20 protein-coding genes are annotated in these 26,063 nt (G+C 44.7%); 18 read left to right on the top strand and 2 right to left on the bottom strand.

Annotation, left to right across the window (positions count from 1 at the left end; all coding sequences use genetic code 11):
* Nucleotides 1-64 precede the first annotated feature (64 nt).
* The 12 genes from V1L65_RS06055 (at nucleotide 65) to V1L65_RS06000 (ending at nucleotide 14,976) form a co-directional block, all read left to right on the top strand.
* Nucleotides 65-1,318: a competence/damage-inducible protein A gene (locus tag V1L65_RS06055; RefSeq protein WP_331698189.1), complete on the top strand. Its 1,254-nt coding sequence runs from the start codon at nucleotides 65-67 to the stop codon at nucleotides 1,316-1,318.
* Nucleotides 1,319-2,971: 1,653 nt separating this feature from the next.
* Nucleotides 2,972-4,021 carry a recombinase RecA gene (gene recA, locus V1L65_RS06050; protein ID WP_331698349.1) on the top strand — a complete coding sequence of 350 codons (1,050 nt, stop codon included), beginning with the start codon at nucleotides 2,972-2,974 and terminating at the stop codon, nucleotides 4,019-4,021.
* Between the two features lie 165 nt (nucleotides 4,022-4,186).
* Nucleotides 4,187-4,933: a regulatory protein RecX gene (locus tag V1L65_RS06045; RefSeq protein WP_331698188.1), complete on the top strand. Its 747-nt coding sequence runs from the start codon at nucleotides 4,187-4,189 to the stop codon at nucleotides 4,931-4,933.
* 182 nt (nucleotides 4,934-5,115) lie between these two features.
* On the top strand, nucleotides 5,116-6,660 hold the full coding sequence (rny, locus tag V1L65_RS06040) for a ribonuclease Y (protein WP_331698187.1): 1,545 nt from the start codon (nucleotides 5,116-5,118) through the stop codon (nucleotides 6,658-6,660).
* 178 nt (nucleotides 6,661-6,838) lie between these two features.
* Nucleotides 6,839-7,633 carry a TIGR00282 family metallophosphoesterase gene (locus tag V1L65_RS06035; RefSeq protein WP_331698186.1) on the top strand — a complete coding sequence of 265 codons (795 nt, stop codon included), beginning with the start codon at nucleotides 6,839-6,841 and terminating at the stop codon, nucleotides 7,631-7,633.
* A gap of 165 nt (nucleotides 7,634-7,798) precedes the next feature.
* Nucleotides 7,799-8,059: a stage V sporulation protein S gene (locus V1L65_RS06030; RefSeq protein WP_331698185.1), complete on the top strand. Its 261-nt coding sequence runs from the start codon at nucleotides 7,799-7,801 to the stop codon at nucleotides 8,057-8,059.
* Nucleotides 8,060-8,228: 169 nt separating this feature from the next.
* Nucleotides 8,229-9,167, top strand: coding sequence for a dipeptidase (locus V1L65_RS06025; protein ID WP_331698184.1), 939 nt, complete (start codon nucleotides 8,229-8,231; stop codon nucleotides 9,165-9,167).
* Between the two features lie 259 nt (nucleotides 9,168-9,426).
* On the top strand, nucleotides 9,427-11,163 hold the full coding sequence (locus tag V1L65_RS06020; protein ID WP_331698182.1) for a 2-oxoacid:acceptor oxidoreductase subunit alpha: 1,737 nt from the start codon (nucleotides 9,427-9,429) through the stop codon (nucleotides 11,161-11,163).
* On the top strand, nucleotides 11,163-12,029 hold the full coding sequence (locus V1L65_RS06015; protein ID WP_331698181.1) for a 2-oxoacid:ferredoxin oxidoreductase subunit beta: 867 nt from the start codon (nucleotides 11,163-11,165) through the stop codon (nucleotides 12,027-12,029). Before V1L65_RS06020 ends, V1L65_RS06015 begins: the two co-directional genes overlap by 1 nt.
* Before the next feature lie 108 nt (nucleotides 12,030-12,137).
* A complete protein-coding gene (locus V1L65_RS06010) occupies nucleotides 12,138-12,713 on the top strand; it encodes a phosphate propanoyltransferase (protein ID WP_331698180.1) in 576 nt (191 codons plus the stop codon).
* A gap of 126 nt (nucleotides 12,714-12,839) precedes the next feature.
* Complete coding sequence (gene miaB / locus V1L65_RS06005) at nucleotides 12,840-14,408, top strand: tRNA (N6-isopentenyl adenosine(37)-C2)-methylthiotransferase MiaB (protein WP_331698179.1); 1,569 nt, start codon at nucleotides 12,840-12,842, stop codon at nucleotides 14,406-14,408.
* 61 nt (nucleotides 14,409-14,469) lie between these two features.
* Complete coding sequence (locus V1L65_RS06000) at nucleotides 14,470-14,976, top strand: RicAFT regulatory complex protein RicA family protein (RefSeq protein ID WP_331698178.1); 507 nt, start codon at nucleotides 14,470-14,472, stop codon at nucleotides 14,974-14,976.
* A gap of 152 nt (nucleotides 14,977-15,128) precedes the next feature.
* Here the strand turns inward: V1L65_RS06000 and V1L65_RS05995 are convergent, their stop codons facing one another.
* A complete protein-coding gene (locus V1L65_RS05995; RefSeq protein ID WP_331698177.1) occupies nucleotides 15,129-15,695 on the bottom strand; it encodes a biotin transporter BioY in 567 nt (188 codons plus the stop codon).
* Between the two features lie 118 nt (nucleotides 15,696-15,813).
* On the opposite strand from V1L65_RS05995, the gene V1L65_RS05990 reads away from it, so the two are divergent.
* Both V1L65_RS05990 and V1L65_RS05985 read left to right on the top strand, forming a co-directional pair.
* Nucleotides 15,814-16,668, top strand: a complete 855-nt coding sequence (locus tag V1L65_RS05990) for an ATP-binding cassette domain-containing protein (protein ID WP_331698176.1) — start codon at nucleotides 15,814-15,816, stop codon at nucleotides 16,666-16,668.
* Complete coding sequence (locus V1L65_RS05985) at nucleotides 16,658-18,328, top strand: ATP-binding cassette domain-containing protein (protein WP_331698175.1); 1,671 nt, start codon at nucleotides 16,658-16,660, stop codon at nucleotides 18,326-18,328. Before V1L65_RS05990 ends, V1L65_RS05985 begins: the two co-directional genes overlap by 11 nt.
* Before the next feature lie 48 nt (nucleotides 18,329-18,376).
* Here the strand turns inward: V1L65_RS05985 and V1L65_RS05980 are convergent, their stop codons facing one another.
* Nucleotides 18,377-19,582 (bottom strand): MFS transporter, encoded by a 1,206-nt coding sequence (locus V1L65_RS05980; RefSeq protein ID WP_331698174.1) that lies wholly within the window; start codon nucleotides 19,580-19,582, stop codon nucleotides 18,377-18,379.
* 149 nt (nucleotides 19,583-19,731) lie between these two features.
* Between V1L65_RS05980 and lepB the strand changes: the two genes are divergently transcribed.
* The 4 genes from lepB (at nucleotide 19,732) to V1L65_RS05960 (ending at nucleotide 25,889) form a co-directional block, all read left to right on the top strand.
* Nucleotides 19,732-20,295: a signal peptidase I gene (gene lepB / locus V1L65_RS05975; protein WP_331698173.1), complete on the top strand. Its 564-nt coding sequence runs from the start codon at nucleotides 19,732-19,734 to the stop codon at nucleotides 20,293-20,295.
* A 346-nt stretch (nucleotides 20,296-20,641) separates the two neighbouring features.
* Nucleotides 20,642-22,141, top strand: coding sequence for a sensor histidine kinase (locus V1L65_RS05970; protein WP_331698172.1), 1,500 nt, complete (start codon nucleotides 20,642-20,644; stop codon nucleotides 22,139-22,141).
* Entirely contained in the window at nucleotides 22,119-22,808 is a 690-nt protein-coding gene (locus V1L65_RS05965) for a response regulator transcription factor (protein ID WP_331698171.1), read from the top strand. The genes V1L65_RS05970 and V1L65_RS05965 overlap by 23 nt, the downstream gene beginning before the upstream one ends.
* 42 nt (nucleotides 22,809-22,850) lie before the next feature.
* Nucleotides 22,851-25,889 carry an efflux RND transporter permease subunit gene (locus V1L65_RS05960; RefSeq protein ID WP_331698170.1) on the top strand — a complete coding sequence of 1,013 codons (3,039 nt, stop codon included), beginning with the start codon at nucleotides 22,851-22,853 and terminating at the stop codon, nucleotides 25,887-25,889.
* The last annotated feature ends 174 nt before the right edge of the window (nucleotides 25,890-26,063 follow it).

Below are 26,063 nucleotides of genomic sequence, written 5' to 3'. Positions count from 1 at the left end.
TTCCACAGCATGGAGAAGTGCCTTTCCCCGTCTTGGACAACTTTAGTATGAAGGGATAAATGAGATGAAAGCAGAAATAATCGCTGTCGGCACAGAGCTGCTGCTCGGCCAGATCGTAAATACGAATGCACAGGCATTATCCATTAAATTAGCCGAGCTAGGCATTGATGTATACTTCCAATCAGTTGTCGGCGACAATGCCGGCAGATTGCGCCAGGCGATTGAAGTCGGCCGCGGCAGAGCAGATTTGCTTGTTTTTACCGGCGGGCTCGGCCCTACCCAGGATGATTTGACGAAGGATGTTCTTGCGGAATATTTGAAGCGCGACCTGATTATTCATGAGCCATCCATGAAAAAAATTGAAGATATGTTCGCAGAACGCGGCGTACATATGGTGGAAAGCAACCGCAGGCAGGCTATTATGCTTGAAGGAAGCGTTCCGCTTGAAAATACGACCGGGCTTGCGGTTGGCAATGCTTTGGAGCAGGACGGTACTTACTATATGCTTCTGCCAGGCCCTCCGCGCGAGATGAAGGCGATGATAGCCGGAGCGGGTGATGACTGGCTAAGAGCTATTCTAGGCAATGTAAAGCCGCTGTTTTCACGCATTTTGAAATTTGCCGGAATCGGCGAGTCCAATTTGGAGCATCGGCTTATCGACTTGATCGAAGCGCAAAAGGAAACGACGATTGCCCCGTATGCCAAAGAAGGCGAGGTTACAATACGCGTATCCGTCAAAGCGGATGACGAGGTTGAGGCTAATATAAAAATTAATGAAGCTGTAGAGCAAATTAAAGCACGTGTCGGAGAGCATTTATATGCTCAGCGAGACATTCCGATCGAGGTTACTGTTTTGGAGCTCCTTAGAGGCTCAGGAAGAACGCTGGCGAGCGCCGAGAGCTGCACTGGCGGTTTATTCTCAGAAATGATTACAAGCGTTCCTGGGAGCAGTGGAGAGTACGCAGGAGCAGCGGTTACCTACACGAATGCAATGAAGCATAAACTGCTCGGCATTCCGATGGAGGATTTGGAAGGGGAGCAGGCTGCAGGTGCTGTAAGCAAGAATACAGCACGAATGATGGCGGAGCGTATTCGCGAGCTGGCGGATGCCGACTTCGGCGTTTCATTTACCGGTGTTGCAGGCCCGTCTCAATCTGAAGGGAAAGAAGTTGGACTCGTTTATTATGCGATTGCAGAACGGGGAAAGGAAACAGTTGTCTACGAAGGCAAATTCAACGGCAATCGATCCATGGTAAGATTGCGTGCAGTCAATGCGGCGCTGTTCCGTTTGTGGCAAGCGCTCAGCGCTGCAAACTAGCTGCTGCGTCTAGTTTAGCTGATCATTGTTATTTTATTGGGGATCAGGTATACTTGAAATCAACTAGCGGAAGAACCGCAGCGACTCAGTCGCTGCGGTTTTTGTTATGTTCAAATATAGGAAAGTATAGCTTGTCACCTTGCTTCTGTTCCTATTTTTTATCGGTAAACCGTCTTAGAAAGTTAAAAGGTTAGGAAGGAGGGGATTCAGCGCATGTTACACCTGTTAAGCACAAATCGGCATATGACACATTCGTAAAGCATAAGAGACTGGTGCTAACGACGATATTGTTAATCGGCTCGCTTCACAGTTTCTAGGAGGCAATTTGGGTTAACTTTAACGAATCACAGTTAATTAGGCCCAATGTCCAAATTTGACTTAACTCGCTCCCCAATCTAAAGTGTTGCAGTGTTGCAGAATTGTGCGAACATGTGCCGTAGTTCAACTAAGTGGATTTTTGCGTATCTGGTTTGGTGTTTTTAGGTGAATATGCTGATCTAAAGAGAAGATATCAAGCTGTTGAAAAATAATTCTAACGAAGCTGACAAGCGCTAATTCAACGAAAACAGCTCATTTTAAATTGTAACGAAGATTAGCAGCTCTATGTGTGAATAATCCACGTTTTTAGCACCTTTTGACCTGAATAAGGCCGCATATGAGACTGTCGATTAATTGTGGATAAGGCAACAGGCAATAAGAAGGGGTGCCACTGCGATCAAGATTGGGATTCCGACCGCTGTTGTAGTCCAATTTTTCTTAATAAATAAACCCTGTTAAGGATAAAATTGGCCTACAAAGGCGGACGCTGCCGCTTCTCCATTCCCATTCTTGCTCTCCGTTTCCCCTTACTTATTGCTTTTTAATAGTTGCCCACAATTAATCGACAGTCTCCATATCTCCGTTAGATTTTTTAAAAGGGCTTTTTCCACGCAATAACGCTGCGGGGATTCGTTACATTTCCGAACTGTTTTTCAACAGCCTGAAAATATGTACTTAGTTTGAGGGGGGCTGAATTTGGGCTATATTTGCTTAATCTAACTGCATAAATCAGGCCGTTGAAAAACGCTAACGGAACTTAGGCACGCTATTGTATGGGAATCAGCTTATTCTAAAATCTAAAGGAACTGAGAAACCTTATTTACTCAAATCGCTACCTAAACGGGGAAAAGATCACCTATAGCGCTCCACAGTTCCGTTACAGTTTTAAAATACCTTTTTATTGCCAAATAGAGCCTCTCAGCTCCGTTACAACTCTAAACATATGGCATTACGACTTTTGCTCGGTTATTTAACTACTACAACGAATCGACGGCTTCCCGCTTGAATGAGAGAGGAGATGTCAGAACGCAATTTTCGAAGGGGGAGTTGCTTTTAACATTTACGAGGCACGACTGGCCTCAAGAAATAGTTACTTTACAGCAATTGATTGTTGAAGTTACATGTACGCAATAATCATTTGATGCTATTAACATTGGGGCGGGCTGTAAGATGAGCTGTGTTTATAAAGTTGGCTGTAGCGTTTGTTATAAGGGCTTGATTGCGCTCAAAATCAGCAGTTGAAAAAATATGCGAATGTGTGTTCGAAAAAAAGTGTTGGCAAGCAGCTGTAAAAGAGGTATTATACTAATATAATCGTTGAAGGATGTGAGTGTGTTGACGGATCGTCGCGCAGCGTTGGAGAATGCTCTTAAGCAAATTGAAAAGCAGTTTGGCAAAGGCTCTATTATGAAATTGGGTGAATCGACTCATATGCAGGTTGAAACCGTGCCTAGCGGTTCAATCGCTCTTGATATTGCACTTGGAATCGGCGGATTTCCCCGCGGTCGCATAATTGAAGTATACGGACCTGAATCTTCAGGTAAAACAACAGTTGCTCTTCACGCCATTGCAGAAGCGCAGCGCCTTGGCGGACAAGCAGCCTTTATCGATGCGGAACATGCGCTTGATCCTTCATATGCGAGCAAGCTTGGCGTGAACATTGATGAATTATTGCTTTCTCAGCCAGATACAGGCGAGCAGGCGCTCGAAATTGCTGAAGCGCTCGTTCGAAGCGGCGCTGTTGATGTTATCGTTATTGACTCGGTAGCTGCACTTGTGCCAAAGGCAGAGATTGAAGGCGATATGGGTGATTCCCATGTCGGATTGCAGGCGAGACTAATGTCTCAAGCCTTGCGTAAGCTTTCGGGAGCTATTTCTAAGTCCAAAACAATTGCAATTTTTATCAACCAGCTTCGCGAGAAGGTTGGCGTTATGTTCGGTAATCCGGAGACAACGCCTGGCGGAAGAGCGTTGAAATTTTACTCCAGTGTTCGCCTTGATGTAAGGCGCGTGGAAACATTGAAGCAAGGCAATGATATGGTAGGTAATCGTACTCGTATTAAAGTCGTTAAAAATAAAGTAGCTCCGCCATTCAAGCAGGCCGAAATCGACATTATGTACGGTGAAGGCATCTCGAAGGAAGGAAGCTTGATCGACATTGGCGTTGAGCTCGAAATTGTACAGAAGAGCGGAGCGTGGTTCTCCTATAGCGGTGAGCGCCTTGGCCAAGGCCGCGAAAATGCGAAGCAATTTTTGAAGGATAACAAAGCGCTAGCCGAGGAAATCGAAAAGCAAATTCGCGAGGCAAGCAATTTGTCGGCTGCAGCTGCCAAAGCAACCGTTTCTGAAGAGGAAGAAGAAGATTTCGATGAGTTTGAACTATAAGGAAATAATCAATTTTATTTAACTGCTATCAGCAGTATGAGATTGATTCAAGGTTTGATACATATTCATTCCTGCGCTTCGCCGGTCCTTGTGGACCGGCGAAGTTGTTTTATGCTATAAAAGTTTAAAGCATACGCTTATTTCAAAGAAGAAACTATGCGTCTGATGTCGGCAATAGGGACCGAAAACGTTATTTTTAAAACAGGGGGAAGTATTGCGATGAGCACGATGGAGCATAGCTATATGATTACATCTGTCAAGCTTGAAAAGCAGGGGAAGAAAAGATATTTATTGTACGCTGGCGGCGAAGAACCTATTTTGTCTGTGCATGAAGATATATGGATTAAATATCGCTTGATGAAAGGGCTGGAGCTGACGAAGGAGCAAGTGGAAGAAATCCAGGAGGCAGATCATAAGTATGCAGCCTATTCGCTTGCTATAGCTTATTTGGGAGCGAAGCCGAGAACGAAAAAGCAAATGTACAGCTACTTGCTGCGCAAGGAATTTGAAGAGCATCATATACAATATGCTATCGATCGTTTAGAAGAGGAACGAATTGTAGATGATGAGTTATATGCGAAGCAATTTGTACAGAGCAGGGTGAATTCTGCTTTGAAAGGCAGACACTTCATTATGAATGAGCTGCGGCAACGGGGCGTTTCCAAGGAAGCAAGCATGGAGGCGATTGCTGAGCTTGATTATGAAAGTGAATTGCAAGCTGCCAGTACGTTAGCAGATAAGAAATGGAGATCGTTAAAAGGCGAGTATGCTGACAGACGACGCAAGCTCCAATTGTTTATAATGCGCAGAGGCTTTCCTTCCGATATCGTTCGCGAAGTAATGAAAATGGAGCAATTTCAGCGAGCGGTGGAGGAAAAAGGAGAAGATGATGGGCTTTTGCTTGACAATTGAATTTGTGAAAAGATAAAATGAGGTTGTATTCCTTCAATCTTTGAATCAATTTTCCTTCCAAAAGTTGATTCAACATGATTATTTTCGTCAAATTGTATTATGATGAAACAATATGGAACTGGTTAAAAGCCTATTATCATGCCGGGCGTATGCTTGGCGTATGCAGCAAGGAGGTGAACAAGATGGAAGATCTATGGATCTGGATCTTGGGTTATATCCTTGTTGGCGCAATTTTCTTGTGGATTGGATACGTCATTAGAAAGTCTATAGCTGAAGCCAAAATTTCTAGCGCTGAGCAAGCTGCTATTCAAATTGTAGAAAATGCAAAAAAGGATGCGGAAGCTCAGAAGAAAGAAACAGTGCTTGAAGCGAAAGACGAGGTCCACAGGCTCCGTTCCGAAGCTGATAAAGACATTCGTGAGCGACGTAACGAAGTACAGCGTCAGGAAAGACGCATCATGCAGAAAGAAGAGTCGTTGGATAAAAAGCTAGAGATGCTTGAACGCAAAGAAGAAACTGTGGCCAACAAGGAAAAACGCATCGAGGAAACGCAAGAACAGATTGATTCCATCTATAAGCAACAGCTAAGCGAGCTGGAAAGAATTTCAAGTTTGACGATGGAAGATGCTAAATCGATCATTTTGTCCAATGTAGAACAGGAAGTTCGCCACGAAACAGCACAAATGATTAAAGATATTGAGCAACAAGCTAAGGAAGAGGCGGATAAAAAAGCGCGAGATATTATATCGCTTGCTATTCAGCGCTGCGCGGCAGATCATGTGGCTGAAACGACGGTATCCGTTGTCACGCTGCCAAATGAGGAAATGAAAGGCCGTATCATTGGGCGCGAAGGCCGCAATATTCGAGCACTAGAAACATTGACCGGTATCGATCTAATTATTGATGATACACCGGAAGCGGTCATTTTATCCGGTTTTGACCCGATTAGACGCGAAATTGCTCGCACATCACTTGAAAAGCTAGTTGCAGATGGACGAATTCATCCTGCACGTATTGAAGAAATGGTTGAAAAGTCACGCAAGGAAATCGATGAGCGCGTTCGCGAATATGGTGAGCAAGCAACTTTCGAGGTTGGCGTTCACGGTTTGCACCCTGATCTGATCAAAATATTAGGTCGTTTGAAGTATCGTACAAGCTATGGCCAAAATGTACTGAAGCATTCCATGGAGGTTGCTTATTTAGCTGGTTTAATGGCAGCAGAGCTGGGCGAGGATGTAACATTAGCCAAGCGTTCAGGCTTGCTGCATGATATCGGCAAAGCGCTTGACCATGAAGTGGAAGGCTCTCACGTTGAAATCGGAGCAGAGCTGGCGAAGAAGTACAAGGAGCATCCTGTCGTTATTAATAGTATCGCGTCTCACCATGGAGATACAGAAGCGACTTCGGTTATTGCAATGCTTGTAGGCGCTGCAGACGCATTGTCTGCCGCTCGACCAGGCGCACGCAGAGAAACGCTCGAAACGTATATTAAGAGACTGGAGAAGCTGGAAGAGATTACAGAATCTTTTGAAGGTGTTGAGAAGTCCTATGCGATTCAAGCTGGCCGTGAAGTACGCGTTATGGTGCAGCCTGACAAGATTGATGATACAGAGGCGTTCCGCCTAGCAAGAGATATTACGAAAAAAATCGAAGGCGAGCTTGATTATCCGGGACATATTAAGGTAACGGTAATAAGAGAGACGCGCGCGGTTGAATATGCGAAGTAATAATCAAATTCATAACGAATAGAATTTGATTCCATTACAATCGAACAGACGATTGAAGAAAGTGGCTGCTGCGCAGCCACTTTCTTTCAAATTATAAGCAACAAACAGCAGTTTGCAAAAAGCGGGCTTTGTCAGTGCAGCTTGTTTTTGTGCATATGAAGGAAGTGTGGTAAGAACGATGAATTTATTGTTTATTGGCGATATCGTTGGCAATGTCGGCAGAAGCGCGTTGAAGCAGGTATTGCCTTCGCTTGTCAGCAAATATAATCCGCATATCATTATTGCAAATGGTGAAAACGCCGCTGCAGGTCGCGGAATTACAAAAACGATTGCTACTGAGTTTTTCGAATGGGGCATCCATGGCATTACGATGGGCAACCATACCTGGGACAATAAAAATATTTTCGAATGGATCGATGAGGAGCCAAGAATTGTGCGCCCGGCTAATTTCAGCCCAGAAGCGCCCGGCAAAGGGATGGCATTTATTAAGGCAAATGGAAAAGAGCTTGCTATTATCAATTTGCAGGGAAGAACCTTTTTGCCGCCAATAGATTGTCCTTTTCAAATGGCTGATCAATTGGTTGAACAGGCAAGGAAGCGTACGTCTGCAGTATTTGTTGATTTCCATGCCGAAGCTACTTCAGAAAAAATTGCAATGGGCTGGCATCTGGATGGGAAAGCTTCACTTGTAGTCGGCACGCATACTCACGTCCAGACAAATGATGATACAATACTGCCGCAAGGCACAGCCTATATTACAGATGTAGGCATGGTAGGCTCCAAGGAGGGTGTTCTCGGAATGGAGCGGGAAGCTGTGCTGTATCGCTTCAAGACACAAATGCCAGTGCGCTTTGTTGTGGATGAAGGGAAATGGCATTTGCACGCAGTGTCCGTAAAAATTGACGATGTGACCGGCAAAGCACAAAAAATTGATAAAATCCGTTTAACGGAAGAAGATTGGCTGCTCTTGTAAAAGGGCAGCTTTTTTTAAAAAGCGCGTGCAGCCTCAATTCATAAAATAAATTCTGATAATTCTGAACTTACAGTCAATTGAAGTTGAAAATGAAGGAATTTTTTAAAAAATAACGAATAGAATTTATAAGTGAATCCAACCAACATTCTAGGGGAGGTACTTTTCATGGATGTATTAAAGGTATCAGCAAAGTCCAATCCAAATTCTGTAGCGGGAGCGCTGGCGGGCGTTTTGCGCGAGCGTGGCGGAGCGGAGCTGCAGGCCATTGGTGCTGGCGCATTGAATCAAGCGATTAAGGCGGTTGCTATTGCGCGTGGATTTGTCGCTCCTAGCGGTGTGGATCTCATTTGTGTTCCGGCATTTACCGATATCGTAATTGATGGCGAAGATCGCACAGCTATCAAGTTAATAGTTGAACCGCGATAATCGGCAACGGCCGTATCTGTCAACATGAGAATACACTGCTGGCAAGCTGTAACGACGCGGCCTGTTTACGTAGGATGTAAACAGGCTTTTTGCAATGACCTGTAGGCTAATGGACAAGTGAGTCATATAACTGTCTGAAATGACGTACAACAGGCAAGGGAGTGAAGGCATGAAGTCAGTTGATTTTCACTGCGATGTACTATACAAGCTGTTGCTGAATAATGAGCTTGACTTTGCTCGTGACGAAGCGGATCAATTAGATGTCACCCTTGAACGTTTAAAGGAAGCAGAGGCGGCTATTCAAACCTTTGCTATTTATATTCCGTCTGTACGGAAGGATTGGCTAGTAGCCGTAATGGAAAGCGTGGATTTGTTTTACAATCAAATATTAAGCCAGCCAAGCATAAGCTTCATTCGCAATAAACAGGATTTAAGACAGTGTATAAAAGAAGGCCGGATTGGCGCATTGTTGTCGATGGAGGGAGTAGACGGCTTGTACAACAACAAGGCGCTGCTGCATATGTTGTATCGGCTCGGCGTAAGATTTGCAGGATTGACCTGGAATTATGCGAATTGGGCGGCAGACGGCGTGCTGGAGCCGCGCAATGGCGGTTTGACTGCAGCAGGCAAGGAGTTTGTGCAATATTGCGAACAGATCGGCATGCTGCTCGATATTTCACATTTGTCTGACCGAGGTTTTTGGGAACTGGCGGAGCTGACCTCCAAACCTTTTATTGCATCGCATTCCAATGCGCGTGAAGTGTGCTCTCACCCAAGAAATCTGACCGATTCTCAAATACAATGTATTATAGCGCGAGAAGGAAGAGTCGGCGTTACCTATGTGCCTCAGTTTCTCGTGCACAATCGCAGCAGTACCATATACGATATTGTTTGCCACATCGAGCATATTTGTGAGCTTGGGGGTGAGAAGGCAGTTATGCTTGGCTCTGATTTTGACGGGATTGATACACATGTGCAGGAGCTGAAACATCCGGGTCATTTGTATCGACTGAAGAATGAGCTGCTGAAGTTTTATTCTGAACACCAAACGAATCATTTTTTAGCTGGCAACGCTATTTTATTTTTGGAGACGAATTTGCCAAATTAATTTTGGTAAATTGTGAACGTTAATTGAAAGTGTATTGCTTTTTTAGTTGCACAATCTTAAAATTGTTATGACTATGAGAAAAACTTCTAATTTAGCAGTTCTAGAGAAGCTGCTGAGGTAAACGGAGGTTTTTATCCCGATAAGAATTGTTTTTACGAAAAGACTGTCATATTTATACATTCTTATGAGGCGAAAATAGTTTAATAGCTGATATTGTCTATCGAATAGACATGTTCATAATAAAGAGGAGATGGACACTTTGATTAGTCAATTGTCTTGGAAAATCGGTGGCCAGCAAGGGGAAGGCGTTGAGAGCACCGATCGTATTTTTTCCACGGCTCTTAATCGGTTAGGTTATTATTTGTACGGTTATCGTCATTTCTCTTCACGCATAAAGGGCGGCCATACGAATAATAAAATACGGATCAGCACGAAGCCGATTCGTGCGATATCTGATGATCTCGATATTCTAGTAGCCTTTGATCAGGAAAGCATCGACCTTAATGCAGGCGAGCTTCGACCTGGCGGCGTTATTGTGGCAGATGCAAAATTCAGCCCTACAGTGCCGGACGGATTGGATGCTAGATTATTTGCTGTTCCTATTACTAAGATTGCTGAAGATCTGGGCACTTCGCTTATGAAAAACATGGTAGCTTCAGGTGCTTCTTGGGCGCTGCTCGGCTTGCCGCTTGATGTATTTAATAAGGCAGTTGAAGAGGAATTTGGCCGCAAGGGAGCTGCTGTTGTAGAAAAAAATATAGAAGCTGTCAAGCATGGCGCGGACTACGTGCTGCAGCTTGCAGGAGGACCGCTTGATGAATTCAAGCTGGCAGACGCTGATGGCGAGCAGAAGCTGTTTATGATCGGCAATGAAGCCATCGGCCTTGGCGCCATTGCCGGAGGCTGCCGCTTGATGTCTGCTTATCCGATTACACCTGCTTCCGAGATTATGGAATACTTGATTCAAAAACTGCCGAAGTTTGGCGGTACAGTCGTTCAGACTGAAGATGAAATTGCAGCTGTAACGATGGCTATCGGAGCAAATTATGCAGGAGTAAGAACGATGACAGCTTCGGCAGGTCCCGGGCTTTCGCTTATGATGGAAGCCATCGGCTTGTCGGGCATGACAGAAACTCCGCTCGTAATCGTCAATACACAGCGAGGCGGTCCTTCAACCGGCTTGCCGACGAAGCAGGAACAGTCAGATTTAAATGCGATGATTTACGGTACTCATGGCGAAATACCGAAGGTTGTTATTGCGCCAGCTTCTATCGAAGATTGCTTCTTCGATATGGTGGAAGCCTTTAATATATCCGAGCAGTATCAGGTTCCAGTCATCGTCATGACGGATTTGCAGCTCTCCCTGGGCAAGCAGTCCTGCGAGGTGTTTGATTTCAGCAAGGTAGAGATCAAGCGCGGGAAGCTGCAGGAAGACGCAGGGGAGAAAGAGCCTGGAGAAATGTTCAAGCGCTACGAACTTACAGAGGATGGCGTTTCGCCGCGCGTGCTGCCGGGCCAGAAGGGCGGCATTCACCACGTTACAGGCGTTGAGCATGACGAAGTTGGCCGTCCGTCTGAAAATGCGCTTAATCGCCGTTTAATGATGGAGAAAAGACTTAAAAAAATTGCCGGTCTGCAAATTAGAGATGCAGTAAGAGCAGATGCGCCTCATGAAAAGCCAAATCTGCTTATTATCGGCATGGGTTCAACCGGCGGAACGATCGATTCAGCAAGACAAAAGCTGGAAGCGGAAGGCATCACAACAAATCATGTCACGATTCGTCAAATGTATCCATTTCCGTCTGATCTGCTTCGCCCGTATTTGGAAAGCGCGGATAAGGTTGTCGTAATCGAAAACAATGCAACAGCACAGCTGGCATCTCAAATTAAAATGAATACAGGCTTCGCCGACAAAATCACTAATCTTTTAAAATACGATGGCAACCCGTTCTTGCCGCTCGAAGTCTATCATGCGTGTAAGGGGTTGAATGAATAATGGCAACATTTAAAGATTTTCGCAATAACTTAAAGCCCAACTGGTGCCCTGGCTGCGGTGATTTCTCTATTCAAGCAGCTATCCAGCGCGCAGCGGCAAATGTCGGCCTTGAACCGGAGGAGGTCGCTGTCATTTCGGGAATTGGCTGCTCGGGGCGCATATCCGGTTATATTAACGCTTACGGGCTGCATGGCATACATGGACGCGCATTGCCTATTGCGCAAGGCGTTAAGCTTGCCAATCGCGAGCTTACGGTTATCGCATCAGGCGGCGATGGGGATGGCTTTGCAATTGGCATGGGTCATACCATACATGCGATACGCCGAAATATGAACATTACGTACATTGTAATGGACAATCAAATATACGGTCTTACAAAAGGACAAACCTCGCCACGCAGCGCGGAAGGCTTCAAAACGAAGTCAACGCCAGAGGGCGCAATCGAATCAACCTTGTCTCCTCTGGAGCTGGCGATGTCGGCAGGCGCTACCTTTGTCGCCCAATCATTCTCAAGCGATATTAAACAGTTAACAAGCATTATCGAGCAGGGCATAAAACATGATGGCTTCTCATTCATTAATGTGTTCAGCCCTTGTGTTACCTTTAATAAAATTAATACGTACGATTGGTTTAAGGAGCGGGTTGTTAATTTGGATCAATTCCCGGAGTATGATCCAGCGAACCGTATTTCAGCCATTACCAAAATTATGGAAACTGAAAGCATGCTTACCGGACTTATTTATCAAGATACAACGCGCCCATCTTATGAAAAGCAAATAAAAGGCTTCGATGAGGGCGGATTAGCCCATCAGTCGTTACAGATTAGTGAAGAACAGTTCACAAAGCTTGTAGCTGAATTTAAATAAGTGCTATGATATAAGCATACAGACATAAGTCTGTATGCTTATATTTTTAATATATAGAAATGCAATAATAAAATGCAGAAATAGAGAACGGACAGGAGAGTGGCTTACATGTTACATAATCAAATTCCAATCGGTGTTTCCGCCAGACATATTCATTTATCAAAAGAGCATTTGCAAATTCTGTTCGGCAATGACTACTCGTTGACGGAGATGAAGCCACTTACACAGCCAGGCCAATTTGCCGCTAACGAAACAGTAGCTGTTATTGGACCTAAGGGAACTTTTCCAAAAGTACGCATTTTAGGACCTACAAGAGGAAAAACTCAGCTTGAGGTGTCAAAAACAGACGCTTTTGCGCTAGGCATTAATCCGCCCGTGCGTGAATCAGGTGATATTGCGGGCTCTGCAGGCATTAAGCTGCAAGGTCCAGCTGGTGAGGTGGAGTTGGAGGAAGGGGTAATTATTGCCGCCAGACATATTCATTTTCATACCACTGATGCTGAACGGTTCGGCGTGAAGGACAAGCAGCGCGTTGCTGTAAGAACAAGCGGTGAGCGCGGCGTCGTATTTGAAAATGTAGTTGTTCGCGTATCGGACAGCTATGCGCTGGATATGCACATTGACACGGATGAAGCGAATGCGGCAGGGATTGCCAATGGAGATACAGCAGAGCTGATCGTTTAGCGGCTGATCGCTTCATTCATTGACCCCATAAATCCTTAACTGGTATAATAGGACATTGGACTATATGAATGATGATAGACGCCGATAAGGAAGTGATTGGTTTTGACGAAAGGAAGCAATCAAAGCATGACGGAACAAAAATCCGCAGAACAAAAAGATTACTCCAAATATTTCGATTTTAGCGATGCCAAGCTGCTTGAGCAGAATGAGCATACTTCGACATACCGTATTAAAGGAAGAATCGTTCAAATAAACTCTACTCCGAACTATAAGCAAGAAAAACGCAGAGGCAAGGAAGAAATTGAAGTGCATTACGATTTCTCTATTCCTGCTGAGCTTCGTTCAATGGGAGTAGGCAAATATTATTTAATACAAACGTACGGTTGCCAAATGAATGAGCATGACACTGAGGTTATGCGCGGCATGTTTGAAGAGATGGGCTATATCGCTACCGAGGATCGTGAGATTGCCGATGTGATATTGCTGAATACTTGCGCCATTCGCGAGAATGCGGAGGATAAAGTATTCGGTGAATTAGGCCATCTCAAAAACTTGAAGCTGGAGAAGCCTGATCTTATACTTGGCGTTTGCGGCTGCATGTCGCAAGAGGAATCTGTAGTTGGCCGTATTTTGCAGAAGCACTCCTTTGTCGATATGATATTCGGAACGCACAATATTCATCGTCTTCCGATGCTGCTGCAGGAAGCTTATTTCAGCAAGGAGCTAGTCGTAGAGGTGTGGTCCAAGGAAGGCGATATTATTGAAAATATGCCTAAGAAACGCGAAGGCATGCGCGGCTGGGTCAACATTATGTACGGCTGCGACAAGTTCTGCACCTATTGCATCGTCCCTTATACGAGAGGCAAGGAACGCAGCCGCAGACCTCAGGATGTTATTGATGAGGTGCGCGAGCTTGCGCGGCAAGGCTTTAAAGAAATTACGCTGCTTGGGCAAAATGTTAATGCCTATGGCAAAGATTTTGAGGATATTGAGTATCGCTTTGGCGACTTGATGGACGATATATCCAAAATTGACATTCCGCGTATCCGTTTTATGACTAGTCATCCGCGCGATTTCGATGATCATTTAATTTCTGTGCTTGCCGGCCGCGGCAATCTGGTAGAGCATATCCATCTGCCTGTCCAATCTGGCAGTACAGAAGTGCTGAAGAAAATGAGCCGCAAATATTCTCGTGAAAAGTTTCTCGAATTAGCCGGGAAGATCAAGCATGCTATTCCAGATGTATCCTTTACAACCGATATAATCGTCGGCTTTCCAGGCGAGACAGAGGAGCAGTTCGAAGATACGCTTACGCTAGTCGAGGAAGTAGGCTTTGATATGGCTTATACGTATTTATATTCACCGCGTGAAGGCACACCGGCTGCTGTAATGGAGGATAATGTGCCTTTGGAGGTAAAGAAAGAAAGGCTGCAGCGTCTAAACGCTCTGGTAGCCTCTATAGCGCGCGAGAAGCATGAACAGCTAGTAGGAACCGTTATGGAAGTGCTGGTTGAAGGCGAGAGCAAAAACAACGCTAATGTGCTTTCTGGACGTACGCGCACGAATAAGCTTGTGCATTTGGAAGGACCTAAGGAATGGATAGGCTGTTTTGTGCAGGTCAAAATAGTCGATGCGCAAACCTGGTATATTAAAGGTGAAGTTGTACAGTCTGACGCGCAAAGCGATGTTAGTTAATAGATTTTGAAGTGCTGGTACAGTCAGCAATATAGCGATATAATTAGGAGCGATGTCAACCATGTCAAATATACAAGGAAATGCCGGCGCCGTGCATAATGAATATGCAACTGGAGAAGTATGCAGCCATCAGCATGACAATACTAATGTTCCGTCATTCCATACTCGTGAGATTATAGTGCGTGATAATATTATGCAAAAGGCAAAGGAGCTGTCTGACGCGATATTTGCATCAGAGGAGGTTCAGGATTATCGCCGTGCAGAAATGCAAATCAATAACAATGAGCGGATCCAGAAGCTGATCAGCCTTATTAAAAAGAAGCAAAAGGAAGTCGTCGCTTTCGAAACGACGTTCAAAAATGCAGAAATGGTAAAAAAAATAGAAGCTGAGATGGAGGAGCTCCAAGATGAGCTTGACGGCATTCCAATTGTAGCTCAATTTCAGCAAAGCCAAGCAGATATTAATTATTTGCTCCAGCTTGTCGTTTCAGTTATTCGGGATACGGTTTCTGAGAAAATTAGTGTAGAAGATGCAGAAGGCGGCAATCCAGAGGATTGCAGCGATTAAAACGTAAAACCGCAGCGGACCGACTTCTTGGAAGTCAAGACCGCTGCGGTTTTTTTAAATATAGGAAAGTATAAGTTTTCTCCTTATACCTGTTCCTATATTTCATCGGTAAACGCGCCTGTCCAAAGAACGGCGGAGCCGTTTATCCTTGACTAAATGCGAGTTCTTACGATCGTTGTTTTTAAAGTAAACAAAACAATTATTCCAACAGCAGCTTTAATTAAATCGCCGGGAATGAACGGGTAGCAGCCGGCAGCGAGTGCTTTGCTTAAAGAAAAATCCAGTGCAACCATCATCCATGGCACTCCGATTGCATAGACGAAGACGATGCTTGCCAGAATGAACATTATGTAAAGAACGATCATATTCATGACAGATTTATGATTAGCTTTGTTCATCCATTTGTTTACGATTAAACTAATAAACAATGCGCAGAAAGGGAAAGCGACAATATATCCGCCTGATCCTCCCAAAATATGCGAAAGCCCCCCTTTGCCGCCGAAAACCGGCAACCCGATTGCACCAAGTACAACGACTGCAAATATGCTTAGAAAAGCCTGCTTGGGCTTGAGAAAAATACCGGCAATAATAACTCCAAGCGTTTGAAAGGTGAGGGGGATCGGTGAAGCAGTAAGCTTCATTTGCTGCAAGCTCATTACAATAAATAGTGCTGCAAATAGTGCGGTAAAAACAAGTGAACGAATCGATAGTGCTTTCATACATAATCTCCTTTTTCGTTATTGCATTTTTATTGTTAACCAATTAAAATGATTTATAGTTAACAATGAGCATTGTATCACAGCTTTTTGCGATCGTGAAGAGGGTAGGTAAAAAATAATGGACTCTTTTTCAAAAATTATATGGTCAAACTTATCTGTATTTACTAAAGCAGTTGATAAGGAAGAAGAAAAGAAATTGCTGGATAATATATCTTTCTGCATTCAGAGCGGGGAGTGGGTTCAGCTTTATGGACGCAACGGCAGCGGCAAGAGCACGTTGCTAAAGCTGCTGGCGGGATTTGAACGCTACAGGGTAGAGGGAACTCAAAGAGTCAACAGGCCCGAGCAGCTGGCGCAAGCCCATTTAATACCGATCGTGCTGCAGCAGCCTAGCTCAGGGCTAATAGGCTCTACTTGCTGGGAGGATGTTGTACTTATGATGGAGCAGCATCAGGTGGGACAGCCGCATATGCTCGACAGGGCTGAGCAGGTGTTCAAGCAATTGGGGCTTGAGCCTATTCTGCATCAGCCGCTGGAAGCCTTGTCCGGCGGACAGCAGCAGCTTGCTGCAATTGCAGGAGCGGCAGCTGTCAGCTCAGATTTGCTGCTGATGGATGAAGTAACGTCGATGCTGGATAAGCAGGCGGCACAGCTAGTGCTTACTCGCATGCGCGAGCTTAATAAGCAGGGGGTAACCGTTATATGGGCGACTCAGCAGATGGAGGAAGCCGTAAGAGGGGATCATGTAATTGCTCTTGATCAGGGCCGCATTGTGTTTAATGGGCCAGCATCGCAATGGTTTGCCCGGGATGCTCATAACCGTCAAGGCAGCAGCCCTTGCGAGGAATATGGCTTTGAAGCGCCTTATGCGGTCCAAATTGCATGGCAATTGGCTGATAAAGGAATAGAACTGCATCAGCTTCCGTTAAATATGGATGAACTGAAGGCTGAGGTATATAGCTATGAGTATTAAATGCGATAGGCAATTGGCACTTCATAACGTAACTATTATGAAAACTAACGACATCAGCGATGGCAGTTTAATTGAACAAATCAATATGCAGTTTAAAGCGGATGAAATTATAATCATTACAGGTCCAAATGGAACGGGGAAAACGTCATTGCTCGAGTCTATCGCTGGATTACGAAAGCTTGCAGAGGGTACGATTGAGCTGTCAGGGCAACAGCTTTGGCGTAAGAAGGGCCGCAGGCCCAAATTGAATCATGCGGCACTGCTTAAGCTTGGCATCGCTATGCAGCAGGCAGAGAGCCAGTGGTTTGCAGCAAATGTGCAGCAAGAGCTCGAATATTCTATGAAGCCGTATAAGCTCACCAAAGAATGTATGCAGGAAAGAACTACAAAAGCTATACGACTAGTAGGGCTGGAGCCTGACATTTTGCCGCGTGAACCCTGGACATTAAGCGGCGGCCAGCAGCGAAGATTGGCGCTTGCATGTTTAATATGCTGCAAGCCGGATTGGCTGCTGCTGGATGAGCCGCTGGCCGGGTTAGACAGCGAAGGGATTGCCTTATTGCAATCTGTACTGAGGCAGCAAAAGGAAGGCGGAGGAGGCGCGATTATTGTTACGCATGATATTCAGCCTTTTCTTTCTATAGCGGATCAAGTGTTGACGATTCGACATAAAAAGCTTATTCCGTTACAGCAAAAGCCCTCGGAAGGTCATAATCACAACAGCGGCTCTCATGAGCAGGTGCCTGCAAGGCTGAGTCCTGGGCTTGCCGCTGAATTAATAGCCGATTGGATAAAGGAAGCGGCAGCAAGCGCTGAACGTCCTGTAGATGAGTCGTTTTCCCAGCTGTTTGCAGGGGATGAGAAAGCGAAAGTTGTGGAACCATTTGAAGAGCAAATATATGTAAGTAGCCATAATCCTTCAAAAATTAATAACTTAAGCAACCAATATTTTGACCCGCGAGCTATAGTGTTAAGTTATTTCATGTGGTCTGCAGGCATATTGGCTCAGACAGAGTGGCCTGTGATAGGCTTGGCAGGCTTGCTGGTCATCATTGCGATTGGAATCGTGCGCAAAGCAGCGGAGCCGATGTTTCCTGTAGTAAGAGGATTTATTGTATTGGCCATTGTGCTGACGGCAATTGGCGGCATTTCACTGGCCCCGCTTGATTTTAACTGGCTCGAAGCAGCTTCCACAGGGCAACGTTTAGTTAAGCTGCTGCTAGTGATGATAATAGGCATGCCGATTCTGGCGCTGGTTACGCCATTTCGTCTGAAGCGAGCGTTTGAGCAAACCTTCGGCTGGCTTAATCGTTATGGGTTGCCGATTGCGGCTTTCGGATTGTTAATGACATTAATCTTTAGGTTTATTCCGCTGCTGATGCAGGAATGGGAGCGATATAGCAAGCTGGCTAGAGCAAGAGGGAAGCTCGCCTCTTCCAGCGGAATGATGTCAGTTCGTATTGCGCTTACGATGCTTATTCCTTATCTTCGTTCGATTGTAGGGAAGGCGGAGGAAATGGCTGAAGCGCTGGAGCTGCGGGGTTATAGCCAGGTAAAAGAAATGCCTGTATTTGGCTTCCGGCTGCAGCTGAAAAAACAAGATGCAGCGATGATGGGTATTGCAGCAGCGGTATGCCTGGTATTATTGGCTGCCTCGTAAAATTTATGTGCAGCTTCAATTGCAGCTGTTCAGCGGATGACTGAGCATTCAACCTTGCAGGGAGGATGGCATCTCAGCTGGCAGCTTTTTCTTCCGTTTGCGTTCTTGGCCGGCCCATATGGCTGTAAAAATGGCTGCCGCAAGCGCCAGAACAGAGCCAAGGGCGAAGCCGCTGCCAAGACCCCACTGCTGATTTAGAAAGCCTGCAAGAAAAGGTCCAGAAAACATTCCGGCGGCATAAACGGCTTGATAAAGGCCCATGGCGGTCGCTCTTCCCCAGCTTGCTACTTCTTTAATTGCCAGGCCGAGAAAAAGCGGCAAATGAAGCCCTTGCGCGAAGCCATTGACTGCTTGGGTAACATAAAGAAGCTCAAGCGACGGCACAATAGCTATAGCAGCTGTACATATGCCGCTTAGTACAAAGCTGATCATTATTGTCCCGTATTGGCCAAAGCGCGGCACAAATATCGTTGCTGTAATAAAAGAGGCAACAGCATGCGGCAGCATAAAGGCAAATACAACGATCGTCAGCTCGAGCCCGCCTGCTCCAAGCGCTTCTGCTTTGAGCGGCGTAAAGCCGAACATCGTAATAAATAATACACAATGAGCAAGGATGGATAAATAGGAGACCCGCCAAAGCAGCTTGGTTTTAACAACTTCTTTAACATTGGCAAGGGACATGCCCTGCCGATCATTTACTGCATGCTCTTGCAAAAATAAAGCGAGCAATAATCCGAGGACAGCAGCTGCCGCGCCAATAATAAAAGGCATATTCGCATGAAAGCCGTCAGCCAGCCAGCCGCTAAGCAGCATACCAATCATTTGACCGCTAACCGTTACAAAGCTGATATTGCCCATAGCGCGGCCTGTTTGCTCTGTTTTAAAAAAACCGGCATACATCACGGTATATGCGACCCAGGTAGAAGCGCATACGCCAGCAACGATCCTGCCAGCCAGCGGCCAAATCCAGGAGCCTGATAGGAGAAATAACAGACAGCTAATCAGGGCGCAAAGCATACCAAGCACAATAAATGGCTTTCGCTTGCCAAACCGGTCTGACCATATGCCGAGCGGGAAACGCACAAGCAGCTGGACCAGACCATAGCTGGAAATGACGATCCCAATAAATTGCAAGGAAAAGCCTTTACTATTCAAATATGGAGAAAATGTGGGAACGTAGATATACATCGAAATCCAGTAGATAAGCGTAACAAGCGTAAAGATGTATTTTTGACTTTTAGTTGTGCGAAACAAGGATATCTCTCCCTTCGTTTATCCTGTACCTGATTTTACTGTATATTGTAATCTGTGAAAATACGAAACAAATATGAATTTCAAGCGTAGTACAACATATGTGCAGATGGTGGTATAATGGTACGTACGAAAAGGAGAGGCGATAGCAAATGACAAATATAGATGAAACAGCGAATATGAACGAAAATACGGAAAAACCCAAGCGCTGGAAGCCTGTGCTGGAGTGGATCATTACGATAGTTGTCTCCTTTACGGTAGCTATGCTGTTTCACAATTATGTGTATGCTCAGACAAAAGTACATAATATTTCAATGCAAAATACACTTGTGGAAAATGAAAGACTCGTTATTGACAAATGGAATTATTATTTTAAAGCGCCCAAGAGGGGGAATATCGTAATCATCAACGGTCCAGAATACGATCAGCGTATTGTGAAGCGGGTAATCGGCTTGCCGGGCGAGCAGATTGAAATCCGCGAAGGCCTCGTTTTTATTAATGGAAACCCTTTGGATGAGCCGTATATTAAAGGTATTACATTAGCCGATCAAAGCGATTTCAAGCTTGTCGTACCCGCGGATAAAGTGTTCGTTATGGGCGATAATCGAGAGCATAGCATTGACAGCCGCGCATTTGGTCCTGTCGCTTTCAGCAGTCTGGAAGGAAAGGCGGTTTTTCGGATATGGCCGATTGATCGCATAGGCGGCTTGAAGTAAGTTCACTAATTTAAAAGTCGTATCATTTAAAAACAGGTCAAGCTTTAGACAATACGTTCTAAAGACTTGGCCTTTTTTGAAATATAGAAAAACAGGTATACGTTGCACCTTATACCTGTTTTTCTATATTTCATCGGTAAACCCGCTCGACCAAAGGACGGCGGAAGCCGTTTATCCTTGTGCAATATGGATGGTTTTGGTAGTCTCTACAGATAATACTTTGAGCAAACGTAATAATTTTGTAATAATTATCTATGAAATCCGTTAGAAATGATCGTTATGATAGAAAAGTAAAAGAAATGGAAATCTGATCATACGAAATATGCCATGCGAGGCGGGAATTTCTTTGTCCATTAGATTGAAATTGTATATGTCCTATCTTGCCATGACGTTTGTTCCGGTTATTTTGATGCTTTGTTTGTTTTTAACCGTGTTTTATATCGTTGGCAAGCATGATTTACGTGAATTATCGGAAAATCAGCAAATTGAAAGGTTTGAGCAGGCGCTTGTCTATGGAGAGCTTACATATGTAATCGAGCATGACACTGGCAAGCTCGAGGATAAAGCTTATTTGGACGAGCTGCAGCAGGAGCTTGCTGAAGTATGGGCTGGGCTGGTAGTCATAAGGAATGGACAAATAGCAGATGTATCCAGTTTTTTGCAGGATATTTCTCCGAATGAAAATTGGAGCGCCTACATCGAGCAGCTGCCTGAAGAGCTTTCCTTCAAGCTTTATCGCTTTGGCACGCATAACATTCAATTTCAATACCCGGATGGAAGCAACGGCCAAATGATTTTATTCCGCAGAATTGATCCAATACCAATATTTTGGCACCCGCTTGTGCTCGCTGCACTGCTTGGCTTTATTACATTAACGAGCTTTTTGCTTACCTACTATGTATCCAGAAGCATTATTAAGCCTATTCAATCGCTGAAGACAGCAGCTTTGCGCATTAAGGATGGCGATCTATCCTACCAGCTGCTTGATTCAACCAATTGTAAAAATTTTGCGAGCGGGGTCAATGAAATTGAACAATTGAGCATTGCCTTTGAGGAAATGCGGGTTCGCTTGAAAAGCTCAATCGATCAAAGTCTTCAATATGAGGAAAATCGCAAGCAACTGCTTTCCCATATTTCACATGATTTAAAAACACCAATTTCGGCGATCAAAGGCTATATAGAAGGCATTCTGGACGGAATTGCCAATACAGATGAAATGCGTGAGCGCTATTTACAAACGATTTATCGCAAAGCAGCGCATATGGATCAGCTGATTGATGAGCTGTTTTTATTTTCCAAGCTGGATCTGCATACTGTTGCTTTCGATTTTAAACCGGTAGAGCTTGTCCGATATTTGGATCATTTTATGGAGGAGCAGCAGTTCGAGCTTGAGAAGTCGGACATCGCTTTATCTTTTAGTTCGGAAAATATAGATCAACTTATGATCTCTGCAGATTTGGAGAAGCTGAATCGCGTGCTTAACAATATTTTGAACAATTGTGTGAAGTATTTGGAGTTTGACGATAATAACTTGCCGCATCGCGTGCAAGTGCGACTGAAGCAGGATGAGCATTTCGCTGTTATTGAAATCGAAGATAATGGACCCGGTATTACGGAGGATGATTTGCCTTTTATATTTGACCGGTTTTACCGTGCGGAAAAATCACGTAATTCAGAAACAGGCGGGAGCGGCCTTGGGCTTGCAATTGTGAAACAAATTGTTGAGGGGCATAACGGTATGGTAACAGCAAGAAACGCGCGCCAAGGTGCAATATTTACGATAAAGCTTCCAAAGATGGAGCCGGCTAAGGTGGTGAAAATGAATGCAGCATATTCTGATCATTGAGGATGAACGGGCCATAGCAGAGCTAGAAAGAGATTATTTGGAGAGCCATGGCTATCAGGTTCATATTGAAGGCCGCGGTGACATAGGCCTTAAAAAAGCGCTGGATGGACAATATGATCTCATCATACTTGATGTCATGCTTCCCAAAATGGATGGCTTTGAGATTTGCCGGGAAATCCGGCAGCAGCACAACGTGCCGATTTTAATGGTAACCTCCAAGAAGGAGGATATCGACAAAATTAGAGGGCTTGGCTTAGGGGCCGATGATTATATAACGAAGCCGTTTAGTCCTAGCGAGCTTGTTGCGCGGGTAAAAGCGCATTTGTCACGCTATGAAAGACTTACTTCTAATAAAGACAGTCATAATGATTTTATTCAAATCCGTGGTCTTTGCATCGATCGCCCGGCCAGAAGAGTAACGATTCATGATGAAGAGGCTATGCTTACATCCAAGGAGTATGACCTATTGCTTTTGCTTGCCTCGCATCCTAACCGGGTTTTCGATAAAATGGAATTGTTTGAGCGTATTTGGGGACTGGATTCCAATGGGGATACCGCAACAGTTACTGTGCATATTCGAAGACTAAGAGAGAAGATTGAACACGATCCTTCTAATCCTCAGTATATAGAAACGGTTTGGGGTGTAGGGTATCGTTTCAAAGTATAAAAAGAAATATGAATTTGGATTTGAGAAAAATGGAGGATGAATATGAAAAGCATTATTAAATTTTCGCTCAACAATAAGTTTGCTTTATGGATTATGACGATTATCGTTGTGTTCGCCGGGCTTCAATCGACTAGCACAATGAAGATGGAAATGATCCCGGATATTACTATTCCGATTGTAAGTGTAACAACCGTATATCCTGGCGCCGCTCCTGAAGAGATAATGGAGAAAATTACGAAGCCAGTCGAGCAAAGGACTAGAAATTTAAAGGGAGCTAAAAATGTCAGCTCCACATCATTTGAAAATGCTTCATCAGTCATTATTGAATTTGAATATAATACGGACATGGATCGGGCAGAAGATAATGTAAAGGAAGCGTTGGAGCAAATCACATTCCCTAACGGGGTGCAAAAGCCATCTATTTCCAGAATGAATATCAATGCCTTCCCAGTCATTTCCTTGAGCTTGTCTGACAGCTCAAAAACGATGCCGCAATTGACAGAAGCAGCTACGGATTTTGTTATTCCTAGACTCGAAAGCATTGACGGCGTAGCAGCAGTTCAAATTGCCGGTCAAAGCGTGAAGGAAGGCGAGCTCGTATTTAAGCAGGATGTATTAGCCCAGCTTAATATGACAGAGGATATGGTGAAAGGCATCATTAGCGCTTCTGTGCTTTCTGTGCCGCTCGGTATTTTTGAATTTGGCGATAGTGAAAAGTCGGTCATGATTGACGGAAACATCGCAACAGAAGATGAGCTTAAAAACTTGGTAATTGTACCAGGCGTTAAGCTGAGCGATGTTGCCGATATTACGATTGAAGACAAGGTAGAATCTGTTTCCAGAACGAATGGTCTGGACGCGATCGGGATTAACATCGTCAAAGGCGCTGATTCCAACACGGTCGAAGTAGTTAACAAGGTTAAGGATGAGCTCAAGAAGCTTGCGGAACAAAATGAAGGCATGACCTTTGTTCAATCGTTTGACCAAGGTGAACCGATTGAGGAATCTGTCAATACGATGCTGAGCAAGGCAGTAATTGGCGCATTGGCGGCCATCTTAATTATTATGCTGTTCTTGCGTGATATCCGCTCCACAATTATTTCTATCGTATCTATCCCGCTATCCATTTTGATGGCCATGATTGCATTGAAGCAGATGGATATTACACTAAATATTATGACGCTTGGTGCGATTACGGTAGCGATTGGCCGCGTAATTGATGACTCTATCGTTGTTATAGAAAACGTCTACCGCAGATTGTCGCTTTCCAATGAGAAGCTGAAGGGCAAAGAGCTTATTTTGTCAGCTACTAGAGAAATGATCATTCCGATCATGTCCTCTACGATTGTTACCGTAGCTGTATTCCTGCCGCTTGGCTTCGTTTCCGGCATGGTCGGCGAAATCTTTATGCCGTTCGCATTAACAGTCGTTTTTGCGCTAGGCGCTTCCTTGGTAGTAGCCGTTACAATTGTTCCAATGCTGGCGCATATGATGTTCCGCAATGGGCTCAAAGAAGGCAAGAAGCATGATTCAAATCCAAGCAAGCTTGCCCGCAAATATAGAGGCTTGCTTGAATGGTCGCTTAATCACAAATTGATCACATTCGGAATTGCTGTCTTGCTGCTTGTCGGCAGTTTGGGCTTATATCCGCTAGTCGGCACAAGCTTTATTCCGGACGATGAGCAAAAAATGATGCTTATCACTTATAACCCGGCTCCGGGAGAAACACGCGAGCAGGTAGAAGCAATGGCGCTTGATGCTGAGAAACTGCTTATGGATAGATATAAAGATAGCGATGATCTTAAAGTAGTACAATATTCCGTGGGCGGTGCTAATCCAATGAGCCCGGGAGCGTCCAAGCAAGCTTTATTTAATTTGAATTATGATAAAGACTACAAGGGCTTCAGCGAGGAAAAGGAAAAAATCGTACCTCTGCTTAAGGAGCTTGGCGGCAAAGGGACCTGGAAGGAGCAAGACTTTGCTGGCGGCGGCTTAGGCGGATCGGGTCTTTCCATGCTCGTGTACGGTCCTGATATGAAGTCGCTTGAGCCTGTAGTAAATGAGCTTATGAATAAGCTCAAGGAAAAGGAAAATCTGAAAAATATCAGCTCCAGTTTGTCAGAAACGTACAATCAATATCGTATCGTTGCAGATCGTGAAAAGCTGAGTCAGGTAGGTCTTACTGCGGGACAAATCGCGATGGAGCTAAGCCCTGTGCGGGAGCGTCCGCTGCTTGCAACGATTGAAAATAATGGCGATGCCGTTAATATTTACGTAAAAGTAGAGGATCGCCAGTACAGCAGCTTGGCTGATTTGGAAAATGTGAAGCTGCAGTCGCCGCTTGGCATGGAGGTTTCGCTCAAAGACGTCGTGAAAATAGAAGAAGGCGAATCTCCTAACACGATTACAAGAAGCAACGACAGAATTTATGCAGAAGTTAAAGCAGATGCAACGGTAGCCAACATCGGCGCGGTATCCAGTGAAATTAATAAAATGATTAATGACATGGATATCCCTGGAAATATTGAAATTACGATGGGCGGCGTTACAGAGCAAATTAACGAGACGTTTTCTCAACTTGGTCTTGCAATGCTGGCAGCTGTAGCTATCGTATACTTGGTTCTCGTTCTAACGTTCGGCGGTGGTCTAACGCCGTTTGCAATTCTATTCTCACTGCCGTTTATTGCAATCGGCGCGATGGTCGGCTTGTTTATCGCAGGCGAAACGATCAGTGCTACAGCAATGATCGGCGCACTGATGCTGATCGGTATCGTAGTAACGAACGCAATCGTCTTGATCGACCGTGTCATTCACAAGGAAGCAGAAGGCTTATCAGTCAGAGAGGCGCTTCTTGAGGCAGGAACAACTCGTTTGCGTCCAATTCTGATGACTGCGATCGCGACCGTTGGTGCACTGCTTCCGCTTGCACTCGGTTTTGAATCGGGAGGCCTTATTTCTAAAGGCATGGCAATAACCGTTATTGGCGGCTTGACCAGTTCAACGCTTCTTACACTAGTAATAGTTCCAATCGTGTATGAGTTCCTGAATCGCAAGCGTGCGAAGGTTGCTTCGTCAAAATAAATAATATGTGCTGCTCCTGCTGCCGTCATGGTTAGCGGGGGCAGTTTTTTATTTTGGAACCGGCGCACAACGGCAGTGCTGCGTACAAACATAATTGCAATGCCTTTCTCAAGTAGACATTCGAATAGCAAATAAGCTAAAATTTAATAATATGTAGAACAAAGAAAAGAGGGT

Source organism: Paenibacillus sp. IITD108, from assembly GCF_036541265.1.
Lineage (GTDB): Bacteria > Bacillota > Bacilli > Paenibacillales > Paenibacillaceae > Pristimantibacillus.
The sequence above is the reverse complement of the archived record's forward strand: the minus strand, read 5'-3'. Positions and strand labels throughout refer to the sequence as shown.

What these genes read in the sequence shown, in the direction of transcription:
- V1L65_RS06055 (WP_331698189.1), top strand. Translation starts at nt 65, where the DNA reads ATGAAAGCAGAAATAATCGCTGTCGGCACAGAGCTGCTGCTCGGCCAG.
- V1L65_RS06045 (WP_331698188.1), top strand. Translation starts at nt 4,187, where the DNA reads ATGTCGGCAATAGGGACCGAAAACGTTATTTTTAAAACAGGGGGAAGT.
- rny (WP_331698187.1), top strand. Translation starts at nt 5,116, where the DNA reads ATGGAAGATCTATGGATCTGGATCTTGGGTTATATCCTTGTTGGCGCA.
- V1L65_RS06035 (WP_331698186.1), top strand. Translation starts at nt 6,839, where the DNA reads ATGAATTTATTGTTTATTGGCGATATCGTTGGCAATGTCGGCAGAAGC.
- V1L65_RS06030 (WP_331698185.1), top strand. Translation starts at nt 7,799, where the DNA reads ATGGATGTATTAAAGGTATCAGCAAAGTCCAATCCAAATTCTGTAGCG.
- V1L65_RS06025 (WP_331698184.1), top strand. Translation starts at nt 8,229, where the DNA reads ATGAAGTCAGTTGATTTTCACTGCGATGTACTATACAAGCTGTTGCTG.
- V1L65_RS06015 (WP_331698181.1), top strand. Translation starts at nt 11,163, where the DNA reads ATGGCAACATTTAAAGATTTTCGCAATAACTTAAAGCCCAACTGGTGC.
- V1L65_RS06010 (WP_331698180.1), top strand. Translation starts at nt 12,138, where the DNA reads ATGTTACATAATCAAATTCCAATCGGTGTTTCCGCCAGACATATTCAT.
- miaB (WP_331698179.1), top strand. Translation starts at nt 12,840, where the DNA reads ATGACGGAACAAAAATCCGCAGAACAAAAAGATTACTCCAAATATTTC.
- V1L65_RS06000 (WP_331698178.1), top strand. Translation starts at nt 14,470, where the DNA reads ATGTCAAATATACAAGGAAATGCCGGCGCCGTGCATAATGAATATGCA.
- V1L65_RS05995 (WP_331698177.1), bottom strand. Translation starts at nt 15,695, where the DNA reads ATGAAAGCACTATCGATTCGTTCACTTGTTTTTACCGCACTATTTGCA.
- V1L65_RS05990 (WP_331698176.1), top strand. Translation starts at nt 15,814, where the DNA reads ATGGACTCTTTTTCAAAAATTATATGGTCAAACTTATCTGTATTTACT.
- V1L65_RS05985 (WP_331698175.1), top strand. Translation starts at nt 16,658, where the DNA reads ATGAGTATTAAATGCGATAGGCAATTGGCACTTCATAACGTAACTATT.
- lepB (WP_331698173.1), top strand. Translation starts at nt 19,732, where the DNA reads ATGACAAATATAGATGAAACAGCGAATATGAACGAAAATACGGAAAAA.
- V1L65_RS05965 (WP_331698171.1), top strand. Translation starts at nt 22,119, where the DNA reads ATGCAGCATATTCTGATCATTGAGGATGAACGGGCCATAGCAGAGCTA.
- V1L65_RS05960 (WP_331698170.1), top strand. Translation starts at nt 22,851, where the DNA reads ATGAAAAGCATTATTAAATTTTCGCTCAACAATAAGTTTGCTTTATGG.